The 15,583-nt window shown below is 69.1% G+C and carries 11 protein-coding genes and 1 pseudogene; 9 read left to right on the plus strand and 3 right to left on the minus strand.

All coding sequences use genetic code 11. The annotated features are described in order from the left end of the window. Positions 1-207 precede the first annotated feature (207 nt). From DSC45_RS36395 to DSC45_RS17255, 3 genes are all read left to right on the plus strand, one after another. Positions 208-336: a DUF6408 family protein gene (locus DSC45_RS36395; protein ID WP_240434679.1), complete on the plus strand. Its 129-nt coding sequence runs from the start codon at positions 208-210 to the stop codon at positions 334-336. A 161-nt stretch (positions 337-497) separates the two neighbouring features. Next, on the plus strand, positions 498-2,555 hold the full coding sequence (locus DSC45_RS17250; RefSeq protein ID WP_119291793.1) for a DUF2075 domain-containing protein: 2,058 nt from the start codon (positions 498-500) through the stop codon (positions 2,553-2,555). Positions 2,556-2,665: 110 nt separating this feature from the next. Beyond that, positions 2,666-4,546 carry a DUF2075 domain-containing protein gene (locus tag DSC45_RS17255; protein ID WP_119291795.1) on the plus strand — a complete coding sequence of 627 codons (1,881 nt, stop codon included), beginning with the start codon at positions 2,666-2,668 and terminating at the stop codon, positions 4,544-4,546. Positions 4,547-4,669: 123 nt separating this feature from the next. Here DSC45_RS17255 and ychF read toward each other — a convergent pair whose 3' ends face one another. Further along, positions 4,670-5,758, minus strand: a complete 1,089-nt coding sequence (gene ychF / locus DSC45_RS17260) for a redox-regulated ATPase YchF (RefSeq protein ID WP_119291797.1) — start codon at positions 5,756-5,758, stop codon at positions 4,670-4,672. A 463-nt stretch (positions 5,759-6,221) separates the two neighbouring features. Between ychF and DSC45_RS17265 the strand changes: the two are divergent. Then, positions 6,222-6,587: pseudogene (locus DSC45_RS17265) on the plus strand (DUF6542 domain-containing protein); the annotation flags it as partial. 574 nt (positions 6,588-7,161) lie between these two features. Here DSC45_RS17265 and DSC45_RS17270 read toward each other — a convergent pair. Continuing rightward, positions 7,162-7,908 carry a polyphosphate--glucose phosphotransferase gene (locus DSC45_RS17270; protein WP_119291799.1) on the minus strand — a complete coding sequence of 249 codons (747 nt, stop codon included), beginning with the start codon at positions 7,906-7,908 and terminating at the stop codon, positions 7,162-7,164. Positions 7,909-7,980: 72 nt separating this feature from the next. Next, positions 7,981-9,000 (minus strand): 4-hydroxy-3-methylbut-2-enyl diphosphate reductase, encoded by a 1,020-nt coding sequence (locus DSC45_RS17275; RefSeq protein WP_119291801.1) that lies wholly within the window; start codon positions 8,998-9,000, stop codon positions 7,981-7,983. 94 nt (positions 9,001-9,094) lie between these two features. Between DSC45_RS17275 and DSC45_RS17280 the strand changes: the two genes are divergently transcribed. The 5 genes from DSC45_RS17280 to DSC45_RS17300 all read left to right on the plus strand — a co-directional run bounded on the left by DSC45_RS17280 (position 9,095) and on the right by DSC45_RS17300 (position 15,500). After that, the gene (locus DSC45_RS17280; RefSeq protein ID WP_119291803.1) at positions 9,095-10,579 is read left to right on the plus strand and encodes an APC family permease; all 1,485 of its coding nucleotides are present in this window, start codon (positions 9,095-9,097) and stop codon (positions 10,577-10,579) included. Positions 10,580-11,744: 1,165 nt separating this feature from the next. After that, a complete protein-coding gene (locus DSC45_RS17285) occupies positions 11,745-13,025 on the plus strand; it encodes a lipase family protein (protein WP_240434688.1) in 1,281 nt (426 codons plus the stop codon). Between the two features lie 124 nt (positions 13,026-13,149). Then, entirely contained in the window at positions 13,150-14,370 is a 1,221-nt protein-coding gene (gene xseA, locus DSC45_RS17290; protein WP_119291805.1) for an exodeoxyribonuclease VII large subunit, read from the plus strand. 77 nt (positions 14,371-14,447) lie between these two features. Beyond that, positions 14,448-14,720, plus strand: a complete 273-nt coding sequence (locus DSC45_RS17295; RefSeq protein WP_119291807.1) for an exodeoxyribonuclease VII small subunit — start codon at positions 14,448-14,450, stop codon at positions 14,718-14,720. A gap of 189 nt (positions 14,721-14,909) precedes the next feature. Next, positions 14,910-15,500: a malonic semialdehyde reductase gene (locus tag DSC45_RS17300; RefSeq protein WP_119291809.1), complete on the plus strand. Its 591-nt coding sequence runs from the start codon at positions 14,910-14,912 to the stop codon at positions 15,498-15,500. Positions 15,501-15,583: the final 83 nt, after the last annotated feature.

Genomic DNA, 15,583 nt, shown 5'->3' on the forward strand with positions numbered 1-15,583 from the left:
AGTAGTCGAGCTGTCCAGATTAGCCCTGCCCCGATGACGCCAAGTGCACTACCGTTGTCACGCACCGCGTTCCCTTCTCGGAGGATGTACGCGGCGTGACCCGAGGAGTTCACAACGCGCTTCGGTTCGGTGACACAGCACCAAGGTGCGCTCCCGGCGGGAGCCATCCGGCGCCGTCACCGATCAAACCGAAGGGGACGCATTCCTGTGGTTGCCGTCGAGTACATGCCCAAGCGCCGCACCTGGGTTCGTGATGTCCTGGTTGGCATCGCGGCGAGCCTCGGCTCGAACCTGACGTGGGCTCTGGCGCAGTTCGTGATGCACTGCCTCGGCTGAGCCGGGCGGCGGGCGGGCCTCCAGGGGCCCGCCCGCACACCTTCGCAGCCAGGTAATCTGCACAACGTCATTGCGGCCCGACGGGCTTCCGCTCCGCTTCGGCGAAGTCACGAAGGACATGCCCCCACCCGCACGAGTCATCTCGTGCCTGGGGACCCTTCGTGCTCCTGCAACTGTCCGCAGCCGAGCTCGGCCAACTCATCGTTGCCCGGGCCGGAAGAACGCGCCTTCCGCTCACTGAGCAACTGGTCCACGAGCACTCCCGGAGCACGGGAGATGCGGCCGGCCAGGGTGCCATCGCCTCCTGGAACAACAGCATCCCCGTGGTGGTCAAGGCTCTGCTGGACTGCGGCCTCGACGAAGTCGAGGTCCAGGTCGAGGTCAACTTGCCGCACACCAACTCCGCGGTTGACCTGGTGCTGTGTGGCCGGCATCCCAGTACGGGGACGCATTCGTACCTTGCAGTCGAGCTGAAGCAGGTGCGGCACGCCACCGTGGACCCCCTGTGCCCTATCGCCGTCGACCTCGGGTTCGGCGACCGGAAGAACAAGCTACATCCGGTCCGGCAGGTCCAGCGCTACTGCGAGTACATGCTGCGCTATCTTCCTCAACTTCGGGAGCATGAAGATCAGTTGATGGGCGTGACATTACTCCACAACGCACGTGACGCGGACGTGGAGGCGTTGTTCGGTCTGCCGGAGAATGCTCACGGCTCCCTCTACACACTGGATGATCTGGCCCGCTTCCGACGAGTCCTCACTTCGAGGTTCGCTGCCGAGTCCGGGAAACGGGCCGCATCGGCGCTGGAACTGGCTCGCCAGGATCCCTTGCTCAAAGTCACGGATGTAGCCCGTCAGCGCTCCGTCATCGGTGGTGGCCTCACGCTTCTCGACGAGCAGTACGTAGCTGTCGACCGGATCACCCGGCACCTGGAAAAGACCGCGTACTTCACAAGTTTCGATGTCGGGTTGTTCTACGACGCCGAATCGGCCCACAGCTCCGCCCCCGATCCGGGCGTCAAGCGCGTCTACATACTGCGGGGCGGCCCTGGCAGCGGGAAGAGTGCGGTGGCCCTCGAGCTACAGCGTGCCCTCGGGCTCAAGGGCTGCGAGGCCGTGCTGGCGAGTGGCTCGCACGCCTACACGGAGACTCTGCGCGAGATCATGCTCAGCACGTCCCGTCGAGGGCAGACCGCGGACAAGCGCAGCGCGGCCAACAGGTTGTACCGGTACTTCAACAGCTTCAGTAAGACCCCGCCAAACAGCATCGACGTCCTCATCTGCGACGAGGCGCACCGAATGCGACGCAGCTCGACGTACCGCTGGATGCCAAAGGCCCTGCGGGACGACGACCGGCCGCAGGCAACCGAGGTGATCAGAGCCTCCAAGGTACCGATCTTCCTGCTCGACGATCACCAGTCGATCCGACCGGACGAAGTGGGCACTGCCACCTACCTCAAAGAGCTCGCCGAGGATCTGGGCTGCGAGGTCGAAGTAAGCGATCTTGAAGGCACGTTCCGAGCAGGTGGCAGCAAGCGGTACCAGCGCTGGGTCCAACAACTACTGGGCCTCAACGCCTCTGATCCAGTGGCCTGGCGACCGGACGGGAGGATGACACTGACGGTCGCCGACTCCCCCGAGCGGATGGAGCAGTTCATCCGAGAACGCCATATGGAAGGGGCCTCGGCGCGCATCACTGCGGGCTTCTGCTGGCCGTGGAGCAACCCGGACGGAGACCAGCTCGTCGACGACGTCCACATCGATAACTGGCGTCGGCCCTGGAACGTGAAGCCCGAACACACCGTCCCGAACGCACCGCGGTCGGACCTGTGGTCAACCGACCGACGCGGTGTCGACCAGATCGGCTGTGTCTACACGGCACAGACCTTCGAGTACGACTGGAACGGCGTCATCATCGGGCCCGATCTACTGTTCCGTGACGGGAAGTTCAAGGTGGACAGGGGCGCTTCCTGCGATCCCGCCTTCCGCGCTCAGATCGACGACGCGGTTGTCACCCGGTGCGTCCTCAACGCCTACCACGTGCTCCTCACCCGCGGCGTCGTCGGCACCGTGGTCTACGCGGTCGACCCGGCGACCCACAACGAACTGCGCAGGCTCATCGCGGGCGCCATCGGCATGCAGCACTACGACGGCGCCCAACCGAAGCTCACCGCCGAAGGGTCTCAGCTACCACCCGCGCACCGCAGGCGGCACGGGTAACCTTGATCCCGACGTAACTGCGGCCCGCCGGGCTTCCGCTCCGCCTGACGGAGTCACGAAGGACATGCCCCCACCCGCACGAGATTCTTCGTGCTGCCTGGGGGCATGTCTTGCTGTTCCGCGACTCCGCCGCAGCGGTCGCTGCCGAGTGCTACTCCGGTGCCCTGTTCTTCCGTTTGACGGAGCAGTTCGTGCATGTGCACGGCCACAAGCCTGGATCATCCGAGGTTCGCTCGTGGGAGCGAAGCATCCCTGTGCTGGCAAGCGCCCTCAACGACGCTGGGCTCGGCCAGGTGGAGATGCTCCTCGAGTACGGCCTGCCACTGAACAGCAAACGGGCCGACGCAGTGCTGGCCGGGGTACACCCCAAGACCGGATTGCCGTCTTACGTCATCGTGGAGCTGAAGCAGTGGAGCAACGCCGAGCCGGACGACGACGACCCGGAGCTGTGCCGTATCGACTCATACGCGCGCGCGGTACTGAATCCAGTCGACCAGGTTCGCGGCTACTGCGAGTACCTGATCTCCTTCAACGGAGCGCTTGCCGGACATCCGGATCGCGTCAACGGTGCCGCATATCTACACAACGCCAACGAGCTCGGGGTCGGCGGGCTCTTCGAAGCTGAGCAGAACCAGCATGGTCAGCTCTTCATCGGGGCACGACGCGGCGAGTTCATCGATTACCTACGGACGAAGCTGGGGCCGGAGTCAGGCTCTTCGGCAGCCGACGAACTCGTCAACGGGAAGGTCGGCCCGTCCAAGCAACTCATGGCGGTTGCCGCCCAAGAGGTTCGCGAACGTGAGCAGTTCGTGTTGCTGGACGAACAGCGGGTCGCGTACCGCACCGTCCTCAACGCCGTACGGCGAGCCAAGCAATCCGACCACAAAGAGGTCGTGATCGTCACCGGCGGACCCGGCACAGGTAAGAGCGTCATCGCGCTGTCGCTCCTCGGTGAGCTGTACCGGCAGAGCACCACCGCGCTGCATGCGACGGGCTCCAGCTCGTTCACGACCACGATGAGAAAGATCGCAGGCGCCCGGAAGCGTGAGGTGAAGGATCTCTTCAAGTACTTCAACAGCTTCATGGCCGCCGAACGCAACAGTCTCGATGTCCTGATCTGCGACGAAGCTCACCGGATCCGGGAGACGTCGGCCAACCGCTACACACCGGCGTCGAACCGCACAGGCAAAGCCCAGATCGAGGAACTCATCGACGTGGCACGTGTCCCGGTCTTCTTGCTCGACGAGCATCAGGTCGTTCGGCCCGGCGAAATGGGCACGGTCGCGGAGATCAAGGCCGCCGCCGCCGCGAAACGGCTGCAATGTCGGATCGTGCCGCTGGACAGCCAATTCCGATGCGGTGGCAGCGATGCATACGTGCGTTGGGTGGTAAGGCTGTTGGGGCTCGAACCGGGAGGCCCCATGACGTGGGAACCCGACGACAAGATGCAAGTCGTGGTCGCGGACAGCCCTGCGCATTTGGAGGCGTTCCTCGACGACCGCCGCTCGCAGGGGTACAGCGCGCGCATGTCCGCCGGCTATTGCTGGAAGTGGACGAAGAAGGTGCCCCATGGGCAAGCACTGCCCGCGGACGTCGTCATCGGGGAGTGGGAACGGCCCTGGAACGTCTTCGGCGACCGGTCTGTAGGCGGCGCGCCCCCAGCCGCGCTGTGGGCGACCGACCCGGCCGGTTTCGGGCAAGTGGGCTGCGTGTACACGGCGCAGGGTTTCGAGTACGACTGGAGCGGAGTCATCATCGGCCCCGACCTGCTGTGGCGCGGCGACCGCTGGGTTACTGACCGTACGGCTTCCAAGGACCCAGTCTTCAAGAGGTCCACTCCAGACTCCGATGTGGACCGACTGATCCGCAACACGTACAAGGTGCTACTGACGCGAGGAATGATTGGTACCGCGGTGTACTCGACCGACGCCGAAACACGTCAGAAGCTCCGCGCCTTGGCAGGCGCGGTCTCGAGCCCGGCAGCCGTGTGACTCACTCAGCCGCTCACGCGCGGTGGAGCGGCACACCGAGTCAGTAGCACAGAGGCCCGTCTGACATCGACGGGCCTCTTTAGGCTGCGCCTTACGTAAGGCGCCTACTGAATGACGCTCCAACTACACATTGAAGCGGAACTCCACCACATCCCCGTCCTGCATCACATAGTCCTTGCCCTCCATGCGGGCCTTGCCCTTGGCTCGGGCCTCGGCTACTGAGCCGGTTTCCATCAGGTCGGTGAAGGAGATGATCTCCGCCTTGATGAAGCCCTTCTGGAAGTCCGTGTGGATGACGCCGGCCGCTTCGGGGGCCGTGGCGCCCTTCTGGATGGTCCAGGCGCGGGCTTCCTTCGGGCCGGCCGTGAGGTAGGTCTGCAGGCCGAGGGTGTCGAAGCCGACGTGGGCGAGGGTGGCGAGGCCGGGCTGGTCCTGGCCGACGGACTGGAGGAGTTCGAGGGCCTCGTCGTCGTCGAGTTCGGCGAGGTCCGCCTCGAGCTTGGCGTTGAGGAAGATCGCCTCGGCCGGGGCGACCAGGGCGCGCTGCTCCTCCTTGAAGGTGTCGTCCGTCAGCTCGTCCTCGTCGACGTTGAAGACGTAGAGGAACGGCTTGGTGGTGAGGAGGTGCAGGTCGTGCAGGAGCTCCTCGTTGTCGCCGCCCTGGACGATGCCTGCGGAGAACAGGGTCTCGCCGCGCTCCAGGATCTCCTTGGCCGCCTCGATCGCGGCGACCTTCGGGCCGACGTCCTTCTTGATCCGCGACTCCTTCTGGAGGCGGGGCAGGACCTTCTCGATGGTCTGCAGGTCGGCGAGGATCAGCTCGGTGTTGATGGTCTCGATGTCGCTCTTCGGGGAGACCTTGCCGTCGACGTGGACGACGTTCTCGTCCTCGAAGGCGCGGATGACCTGGCAGATCGCGTCGGACTCGCGGATGTTCGCCAGGAACTTGTTGCCCAGGCCCTCGCCCTCGGACGCTCCGCGCACGATGCCCGCGATGTCGACGAAGTCGACGGTCGCCGGGAGGATGCGCTGCGAGCCGAAGACCTCCGCGAGCTGATCGAGGCGGGGGTCGGGGACGCCGACCACGCCGACGTTCGGCTCGATGGTGGCGAACGGGTAGTTGGCCGCCAGCACGTCGTTCTTGGTCAGGGCGTTGAACAGGGTCGACTTGCCGACATTGGGCAGACCGACGATTCCGATCGTGAGCGACACGTTGCGACTTCCCGTACGTCAGGGCTGGGTGGAGGGGCACGGCCGGCACCCGGACGGGCGGCCGATCCCCCAGTCTACGGCCCTCGGGGCGGGCCCCTTCCTGGCGTACGGGCGTCTTCGTGGGCGGGGCCCCGGGGCCGTCGAACGCACGGTCAAGGTCGGGCCGAGCGCGTGTCCCAGCTGCGTCGGCCGGGGGGCGCCGACCTAGGTTGGTCCGGTGGACCATCCCAGCACGCGACCGACCCAGGACCGCACGCGACGCACCTCACCCGTCCCACCGCAGGCCGCGGGTCCCGGTGGTGCCGGGCCCGCGGCGGTTCCGTCCGGCCCCCGGGACGGAGCGGGACAGGCCCGCCCCGCCGCCGGCCCCACCGGATCCGGCGGTCCCCCGGTCTCCCCCGTCGCTGGTGCGGTGCGCACCGTGCTCGGGGCGGTACGGCGTGCGGTGGTCGCCGTACGTCAGATGCCGAACCCGCGGCTGACGGGGCTGGGCAGCGGGCTCTTCGGGTGTGCGGTGATGCTGCTGGTGGCGGGTGTGTGCCGGCTGCTGTTCGACGAGTCGGCTGTCGTGTACGGAGTGCTGTTCCTGCCGGTGAGTGCACTGAGCGCGTTCTGGGTGCGGCCTGCCGATCTGGTGACGGCGCCGGTGGGGGTGCCGATCGCGTTCGCGGTGGGGATCTGGCCGATCGCCGGTGGCTCGGAGGGGCTCGGCGGTCAGCTGATGGGCCTGGTCACGGCGCTCGCGGTGAACGCCGGCTGGTTGTACGGGGGCACACTGATCGCCGGAGTGATCGTCTCCGTACGCAAGATCCGGATCATGTCCCGGAAGCGGGAGATGCGGGCCGCGGCGATGCGATCGCGCGGGGCTGCGCGCGACGGTCGGGTGCGGGCGCCGCGTGACGCGGCCCGGCAGGCGTCGGGGCCGGCCGGGCGTGCGGGGCGGCGGCAGATCATCCGGGCGCCGGGGCAGGGTGCGGCGCCTCAGCGGATCGACGGGGCCGCGTACGAGGACGAGGGCGAGTCCGCCCGTCGGGGCCGTGCCCCGCGCGACCCGGAGGCCACCGCCCGGCCGGAGTACCCGGCCCGTCCCCCGCGCCGGCGGATGCCGGACTGACTCGCCGCCAGAACCCCGGGTGGCCGGACCGACTCTGCCTCAGCTCGGCGGAAGTGACGTCGGCGGCTCGGCGGAAGTGACGTCGACAGCTCGGCCGAAGTGACATCGGCGGGCTTTCGCCTGACGCGGCATCGCGGGATCGCGGCATCGGCGTCGACAAGGCGCGAAGGCGGGCTCCGGCGGACAGAGGCGCCGACCAAGCCGCGGCTCCCCCGCAGCCGGTCCCAGCAGCCCCGACAACCCCGAGCCCGCCACTCCCGACACAGCCCCACCACGGCGACGGGCGCCGTCAGCCCAGTTCTCTGGCCCTCATGGCCGCCCCGACGATGCCCGCATTGTTCAGAAGGTCGGCGGGGACGATCTCGGCGCGGATGCCCTCGATCAGGGGGAGGAACTTGTGCGCCTTGCGGCTGACGCCGCCGCCGATGACGAAGAGCTCCGGTGAGAACAGCATCTCCACGTGGGCCAGGTACTTCTTCACGCGGTGCGCCCACTGCTCCCAGGTGAGCTGTTCGTCGTCCCTGGCTTTGGTGGAGGCGCGCTTCTCGGCGTCGTGGCCGTGCAGTTCGAGGTGGCCGAGCTCCGTGTTCGGCACCAGGTGGCCGTCGGTGAAGACGGCGCTGCCGATGCCGGTGCCGAGGGTGAGCACGATGACGGTGCCCTTGCGGCCGCGGGCCGCGCCGAAGTGGGCCTCGGCGACTCCGGCGGCGTCCGCGTCGTTCAGGACGGTGACCGGGAGGCCGCCGAGGTGCTCGCTGATCAGGGCGCGCGCGTCGACGTCGACCCAGGACTTGTCGACGTTCGCCGCCGAGCGGACCGTACTGCCGTCCGTGACGACTCCCGGGAACGTGATGCCCACCGGGCCCGACCACTCGAAGTGCCCGACCACCTGGCGCACACAGTCCGCCACGTCCTCGGGGGTCGCCGGGTGCGGGGTGAGGACCTTGTGCCGCGGCTCTGCCAGGTCGCCGTGCTCCAGGTCCACCGGTGCGCCCTTGATCCCGGATCCGCCGATGTCCACGCCGAAGATCTGCATGCGCTCCACGTTACGACGCGGGACCGTCGGTCACCGCCCGAAAGACGGCCCCGAGTCCCGCCCGCCGCGCCGTCACTGCCCGGAGGCGGCCTCGCTCTCGGCGCTCTGCTCGGAGAGCGTCGTGGCCTCCGCGCGCAGGTCGCGGCGGAGCTCCTTCGGCAGCGAGAAGATGATCGATTCCTCGGCGGCCTTCACCGTCTCGACGTCCTTGAAGTCTCGCTGGGCGAGCCACTCCAGTACGCCGTCGACCAGGACCTCGGGTACGGAGGCACCGGAGGTGACGCCGACCGTGGACACCCCTTCCAGCCAGGCTTCCTCGATCTCGTCGGCGTTGTCGACGAGGTACGCGGCCTGCGCGCCGGCGCCGAGAGCGACCTCGACGAGCCGTACGGAGTTCGAGGAGTTGCGGGAGCCGACGACGATGACGAGGTCCGCCTCGGCGCCCATCTGCTTCACGGCCAGCTGGCGGTTCTGCGTGGCGTAGCAGATGTCGTCGCTCGGCGGGCTGATGAGCTGCGGGAACTTCTCCTTGAGTGCGTCGACGGTCTCCATCGTCTCGTCGACGGAGAGGGTCGTCTGGGAGAGCCAGACGACCTTGGAGTCGTCGCGCACCTCGACGTTCTCGACGTCCTTCGGGCCGTCGACGAGGGTGATGTGGTCGGGGGCCTCGCCGGAGGTGCCGATGACCTCCTCGTGTCCCTCGTGGCCGATGAGGAGGATGTCGTACTCCTCCTGGGCGAAGCGGACGGCTTCCTTGTGGACCTTGGTGACGAGCGGGCAGGTGGCGTCGATGGTGGCGAGCCGGCGCTCGGCCGCCTCCTCGTGCACGACCGGTGCGACACCGTGCGCGGAGAACATCACGATCGATCCCTCGGGGACCTCGGCGGTCTCCTCGACGAAGACGGCGCCCTTCTTCTCCAGGGTCTGCACGACGTACTTGTTGTGGACGATCTCGTGGCGGACGTAGATCGGCGCGCCGTACTGCTCCAACGCCTTTTCGACGGCGATCACGGCGCGGTCCACGCCCGCGCAGTAGCCGCGGGGGGCGGCGAGCAGGACACGGCGGGCGGCAGTAGCAGTCATGTCCCCCATCGTAAGGGCGCGCCCAACAGGTCAAAGGCCCCCTCCTTGGCGAGACTGGTCCCCGGCCCAGCAGGGGAAGCCGAGCCGACGAGGGAGGCGCGCGATGTCCGGTGGCGACCAGTACAGGTCGAAGGGCGACGGGTCAGGATCGAGTGGGGGCCCGACGGGCCGTGGCGACGGTGCGGAAATCGGTGTGAACGACACCGGAGCGGGTGGTGGCGGCGGCGCCAGTGCCGACCCGGCGGCCGGCGGTCAGGAGACGCTGCGGCGGACGCTGACCTTCCGCGATCTGGTCGTCTACGGCCTGCTGTTCATCGCCCCGATGGCCCCGGTCGGCGTCTACGGAACGCTGGACGCCAAGTCGCACGGCGCCGTCGCCCTCGTGTACATCGTGGCGACGATCGCCATGGCCTTCACCGCGTTCAGCTACGCACAGATGGTCCAGGTGGCCCCGCGGGCGGGCTCGGTCTTCACGTACGCGCGCGTGGCGCTCGGTGAGGGACCCGGATTCATCGCCGGCTGGATGGCGATGCTGGACTACGTACTGATCCCGGCGGTCGCGTACCTGTTCTCCGGAATCGCGATGAACGCGCTGGTGCCCGAGGTCTCCCAGTGGGTGTGGACCGCGATCGCGGTGGTCGTGACCACGGCGTTGAACCTCTGGGGCGTACGCACGGCGGCGCGGGTCGGATTCGCGGTGCTCGCTCTGGAGATCGTGGTCCTCCTGGTGTTCGTGGTCGCCGCCGTGGTGGTTCTGGTGCGGGACGGTGCGGCGCGCGGGTGGCTGACGCCGCTCACCGGTGACGGAGATTTCGCGATCACCGCGGTGCTGGGGGCGGTGTCGGTGGCGGTGCTCTCGTATCTGGGGTTCGACGCGATCGCCTCGTTCGCCGAGGAGGTGACGGGCGGATCGAAGAAGGTGGCGCGGGCGGTGCTGTTCTGCCTGGCGATGGCGGGTTCGCTTTTCGTGGTGCAGACGTATCTGGTGGCGCTGCTGGAGCCGGTGACGTCGGCCGAGCTGGCGGCGGATCCGGGGAAGCAGGGGTCGGCGTTCTACGACGCGGTGGATGTCTCGGTCGGCACTTGGCTGCACGACCTGGTGGCGATCAGCAAGGCGATCGGGGCGGCGTTCGCGGCGCTGGCCGGGCAGGCGGCGGCGAGCAGGCTGCTGTTCGCGATGGCGCGCGAGCGGCGGCTGCCGCGGTTCCTGGCGCGGACCGGTGCGGGCGTGCCGCGGTCCGCGATCCTGCTGGCCGCGGTGGTGACGCTGGTGGCCGCGGTGTGGGCGGCTCGGCGGGACGACGGGATGGACCATCTCGTCTCGGTGGTGGACATCGGCGCGCTGACCGCGTTCACGCTGCTGCACGCGAGCGTGGTGTCGTGGTTCGCGGTACGGCGGCGGGGCGGGCCGGTGAGCTGGTGGCGGCATGTGCTGGTGCCGGGACTGGGTACGGCGGTGACGATCGCGGTGATCGTCGAGGCGTCGCGGACGGCGCAGGTCGTGGGCGCGATCTGGTTCGTGGTGGGTGTGGTGGTGCTTCTCGCCCAGAGGGGCGGGCGGAAGGGGGCGGCGGTTCCGGTGGATTGACGGTTGTCGGGGCGTCTGACTTACGTCGGGCGTCGGGCGTCTGACTACGTCGGGCGTCGGGCTTCCGTCCAGGCGTCGGCCTGGCGGCCTCGTCCTCAATCGCCGGACGGGCTTCTTCTTGCCCTCAATCGCCGGGCGGGCTTCGGGAGTTCGCCGGACGGGCTTTTGGGAGTCCGCCGGACGGGCTTCGGGAGTTCCCGCCGGACACGTTTTCGGGAGTTCCGCGGACGCGCTTCGGGAGTCCGCCGCACAGGCTCTAGGGAGGCTCTCCGGACAGGCTTCGAGAGTTCCGCCGGACGGGCTTTCGGGGGCCCTCCGGACAAGCTTCGAGAGCTCGCCGGACGCGCTCCGGAAGCCGGCCACACAGGCTTGGGGAGTCCGCCGGACGCGCTTCGGAGTCCCGAGAGACAGGCTTCGGGAATCCACCGGGCGCACTTTCAGGAGTTTCATGCACGCGCTCCGGGAGTCCGCCACACAGGCTTTCCAGAGGTTCCGCCGGACGCTCACCGAAAGTCCGCCACACAGACTTCGAAAACTCGCCGAACGCGCTCCGAAGTCACGAGAGACAGACTTCGGAAATCCACCAAGCGCACATTCAAGAGTTACATGCACGCACTCCGGAAGCCCGCCACACAGGCTTTCCAGAGGTTCTGCCGGACGCCCTCCCGAAGCCCGCCACACAGACTTCGAAAACTCGCCGAACGCGCTCCGAAGCCACGAGAGACAGACTTCGGAAATCCACCGAGCGCACATTCAGGAGATACATGCACGCACTCCGGAAGCCCGCCACACAGACCTGGGGAATCCGCCGGGCGGACTCAGGGAGTTCGTAGGTAGGCCCAGGGAGTTCCCCCGGCGGGCTCGAGGCGCTTGTCGGACGTAGGGCTCGTCGGTCCGACTGGCAGGCGGGATGCGCTTGTTGGGCGACCAGGCCCCGACGCGCCCCGCCCCCCGGAGGGTTTACACCGGGTAACACCCGACCTTACTGTGCAGTCAGTTACCGGGCGGTAAGCCGTCGGGACGGCCTGCCTGCTCGGCCCCACGCCTTCGAGGAGTGAGCCGCGTGAAACGTCCACGCAAGACGCACCTGGCACCCCCGCACCACAGAACCACCACGGAACCCCCCGCCGCACGCGGCCGCGCCCGCGCCCTGGCCGCAGCCGTCGTGGCCGCCCTCTGCCTCGGCACGCTGACCCTGTCCGCTCCGGCTTCGGCCGAGGAGTCCCGGGGCGTGGAGATCCCGGCCTTCTACGACCCGCCCGCCGAACTCCCCGCCGGAAACGGCGACTTGGTCCGTACCGAGCCGCTGCCGCTCGCCCTGAGCCTGCCGGGGATCGGCGGTCGGTTCCCGGGCGAGGCCACCCGCCTGATGTACAAGTCGACGGACTCCAACGACCGCCCGGTGGCCGTGACCGGCGCGTACATCGAGCCCAAGGCCGACTGGAAGGGCGAGGGACCGCGCCCGCTGGTGGCCGTGGCGCCCGGCACGATGGGGCAGGGCGACCAGTGCTCCGCCTCGCTCGGCCTCGAGCACCCGATCAGCTTCAACGGCCGTTCGGTGTCGGTCGGTTACGAGGACCTGGCGGTCTACCGGCTGCTCTCCTCCGGCGCCGCGGTCGTGGTGACGGACTACGCGGGCCTCGGCGCCACCGACCGCCTGCACACGTACGTCAACCGCGTGGACGGCGGGCACGCCCTCCTGGACGCCGCCCGTGCCGCGCGCTCGGTCCCGGGCGCCTCGGTGACCGACTCCTCGCGCGTCGCGCTGTACGGCTACAGCCAGGGCGGCGGCGCGAGCGGCTCGGCCGCCGAGCTGCAGCCCTCGTACGCGCCCGATGTGCAGCTGACCGGTGCGTACGTCGGCGCTCCGCCGGCCGATCTCACCGAGGTGATCAAGGGCATCGACGGCAGCGGGCTGGCCGGTGCGCTCGGCTGGTCGCTCAACGGGTTCCTGCAGTCCGACCCGGCCCTCGAGGAGGTCGCCGACCGGCGCCTGAACGACGCGGGCCGGGACGCGCTCGACGACCTGTCGACGATGTGCATCGGCGACGCGCTCTTCGGCTACGGCTTCTCCAAGAGCACGAAGTGGACCACGGACGGCAAGTCGCTGTCCGACGTCGTCGCGGAGGAGCCGGCGGTGCAGGCCACGCTCGACGCGCAGCGGATCGGGCGCTCGAAGCCGGCCGTGCCGGTGCGTGTGGCGACGGGCACTCAGGACGACATCGTTCCGCACGAGCAGGCCCGCCAGTTGGCCGTCGACTGGTGCGAGAAGGGCGCGAACGTCACGTACGCACCGATCGCGCTGCCGAACCTGGGCGACAAGCTCGTCACCAACCACGTGGCGCCGCTGCTCACCGACCAGGGCAAGGCGATCTCCTGGCTCACGGCACGACTCTCGGGCGAGGAGGCCGGTTCCACCTGCGCGCAGCTGCCGAACCAGAGCTGACCGCACGGGACCCGTCAAATGCGCACCGGATACCGCCCCTCCCGCGCGCGGGAGGGGCGGTATCTCATATTCCGGAGGCTCCGCCCGACCCTGGCTGTCGGAGCGCGCGGCTAGGCTCGCCCTCATGGCTATGCAGACGTCCGCCGAGTCGCCGATCCCGGTCGGAGAGGTGTCGCGGCTCATCGGGGGATGGATCGACCGGCTCGGTGCCGTATGGGTCGAGGGGCAGATCACGCAGCTGTCCCGGCGGCCGGGCGCGGGAGTGGTGTTCCTGACCCTGCGGGATCCTTCGCACGACATCTCGGTGAGCGTCACCTGCTACCGCCGGGTCTTCGACGCCGTCTCCGGTGTGGTGTCGGAAGGCGCGCGCGTGGTCGTCCTGGCCAAGCCCGAGTGGTACGCGCCGCGCGGCCAGCTCTCCCTGCGGGCCACCGAGATCCGGCCGGTCGGCATGGGTGAACTGCTCGTCCGGCTCGAGCAGTTGAAGAAGGCGCTGACCGCGGAGGGGCTTTTCGCCGCGGACCGCAAGCGGCCGCTGCCGTTCCTGCCGCAGCTGATCGGCCTGGTCTGCGGCCGCGCATCGGCGGCCGAGCGCGACGTCCTGGAGAACGCACGGCACCGCTGGCCCGCCGTCCGCTTCGAGGTGCGCAATGTCCCCGTGCAGGGCGTGCACGCCGTGCCGCAGGTGGTGCAGGCGGTCAAGGAGCTCGACGCGCAGGACGAGGTGGACGTGATCGTCGTGACGCGGGGCGGCGGCAGTGTGGAGGACCTGCTGCCGTTCTCCGACGAGCAGCTGATCCGGGCCGTCTCCGCCTGCCGCACGCCGGTGGTGTCCGCGATCGGCCACGAACCGGACTCGCCGCTGCTCGATCTGGTCGCGGACCTGCGGGCGTCCACGCCGACGGACGCGGCCAAGAAGGTCGTACCGGACGTGAGCGAGGAGTACGACCGGGTGCTGATGCTGCAGGACCGTGCGCGCCGGGCGCTCACCGGGAAGCTCGAGCGCGAGGAGCACGGTCTCGAGGTGGCGATGTCGAGACCGTCGATGGCGCACCCCCATCGCATGCTGGACGCGCGCGAGGAGCAGGTGGAGGCGCTGGCGGGCCGGGCCCGGCGCACGCTCGGCCACCTCCTCGACCGTGCCGACTCGGAACTGACCCACACCCACGCGCGCGTGGTGGCCCTTTCCCCCGCCGCGACCCTGCGCCGCGGTTACGCGGTGCTGCAGCGCGCGGACGGGCATGTGGTGCGGGCGCCGGACGAGGTCGAGGCGGCCGACGTCCTGCGCGCGCGGGTCTCCGAGGGCGAGTTCGCCGTACGGGTCGACGAGCCGCCGGCCGACTGACCCACCCCGCCGCTGACGCGGCACCGTTTCATACGGCGGCAACGCCGCTGTCGTACCCCGGACCTAGGCTGGAGCACATGACCACGACGACCGAGGAGATCGCGCTCGGGTACGAGCAGGCGCGCGACGAGCTGATCGAGGTGGTCCGCCGGCTGGAGGCGGGCGGCACGACGCTCGAGGAGTCACTCGCCCTGTGGGAGCGGGGCGAGGAGCTGGCCAAGGTGTGCCGCCGCTGGCTGGACGGCGCCCGCGCGCGGCTCGACGCCGCACTCGCCTCTGCCGAGGACGCGGAGACGGCGGAGACCTCGCAGTCGGCAGAGGGCGACGACGAGGACGCCGAGCGGGACTGAGTTCAGGCCCGAGACCCACTCGACCCCTGTGAAGTGGATCACCGCGCTCCGATTTTGATTGAATCTTAAACGTAAAACGCGTATCGTCCTGATCGAGGGGCTGGCCGCGCGACGCCCGCATGCGGCCGCCGCACCATCGGCCCGGCCCCGTGTCCCGAGTTCCGACCCTCGCGAGAAGGTTCCCCCCGTATGTCCCTCGTTCTTGATGCCGCCGCCCAGGACCTGCTGTTCCGTGAGGCCCGTACGGCCAACACGTTCTCCGACGAGCCCGTGACCGACGAGCAGGTCCAGGCGATCTACGACCTCGTCAAGTACGGGCCGACCGCCTTCAACCAGAGCCCGCTGCGCGTCACCCTGGTCCGCTCGCCCGAGGCCCGCGAGCGCCTCGTCCAGCACATGGCCGAGGGAAACCGGCCGAAGACCGCCACCGCGCCGCTCGTCGCCATCCTCTCCACGGACAACGAGTTCCACGAGGAGCTCCCGCAGTTGCTGCCGCACGCCCCGGGCATCAAGGACGCGTTCTTCTCGCAGCGCCCGGTCCGCGAGCAGGCCGCCGCTCTGAACGGCAGCCTGCAGGCCGCGTACTTCATCATCGGCGTCCGCGCCGCCGGCCTGGCCGCGGGCCCGATGACCGGTGTGGACTTCCCCGGCCTGCAGAAGGAGTTCCTGGACGACGACCACACGCCGCTGCTCGTGGTGAACATCGGCAAGCCGGGCGACGACGCGTGGTTCGCACGCTCGCCGCGCCTGTCGTACGACGAGGTCGTCACCACGGTCTGAGACCTGGCCGCCCGGCACCCGGCCGTCCTGCCCTCGGCGTCCGGCGCCTGGGCGCAGCACGCGAAAGACCCCCGGCTTCCCGG

Source organism: Streptomyces sp. YIM 130001, from assembly GCF_003574445.1.
Lineage (GTDB): Bacteria > Actinomycetota > Actinomycetes > Streptomycetales > Streptomycetaceae > Streptomyces.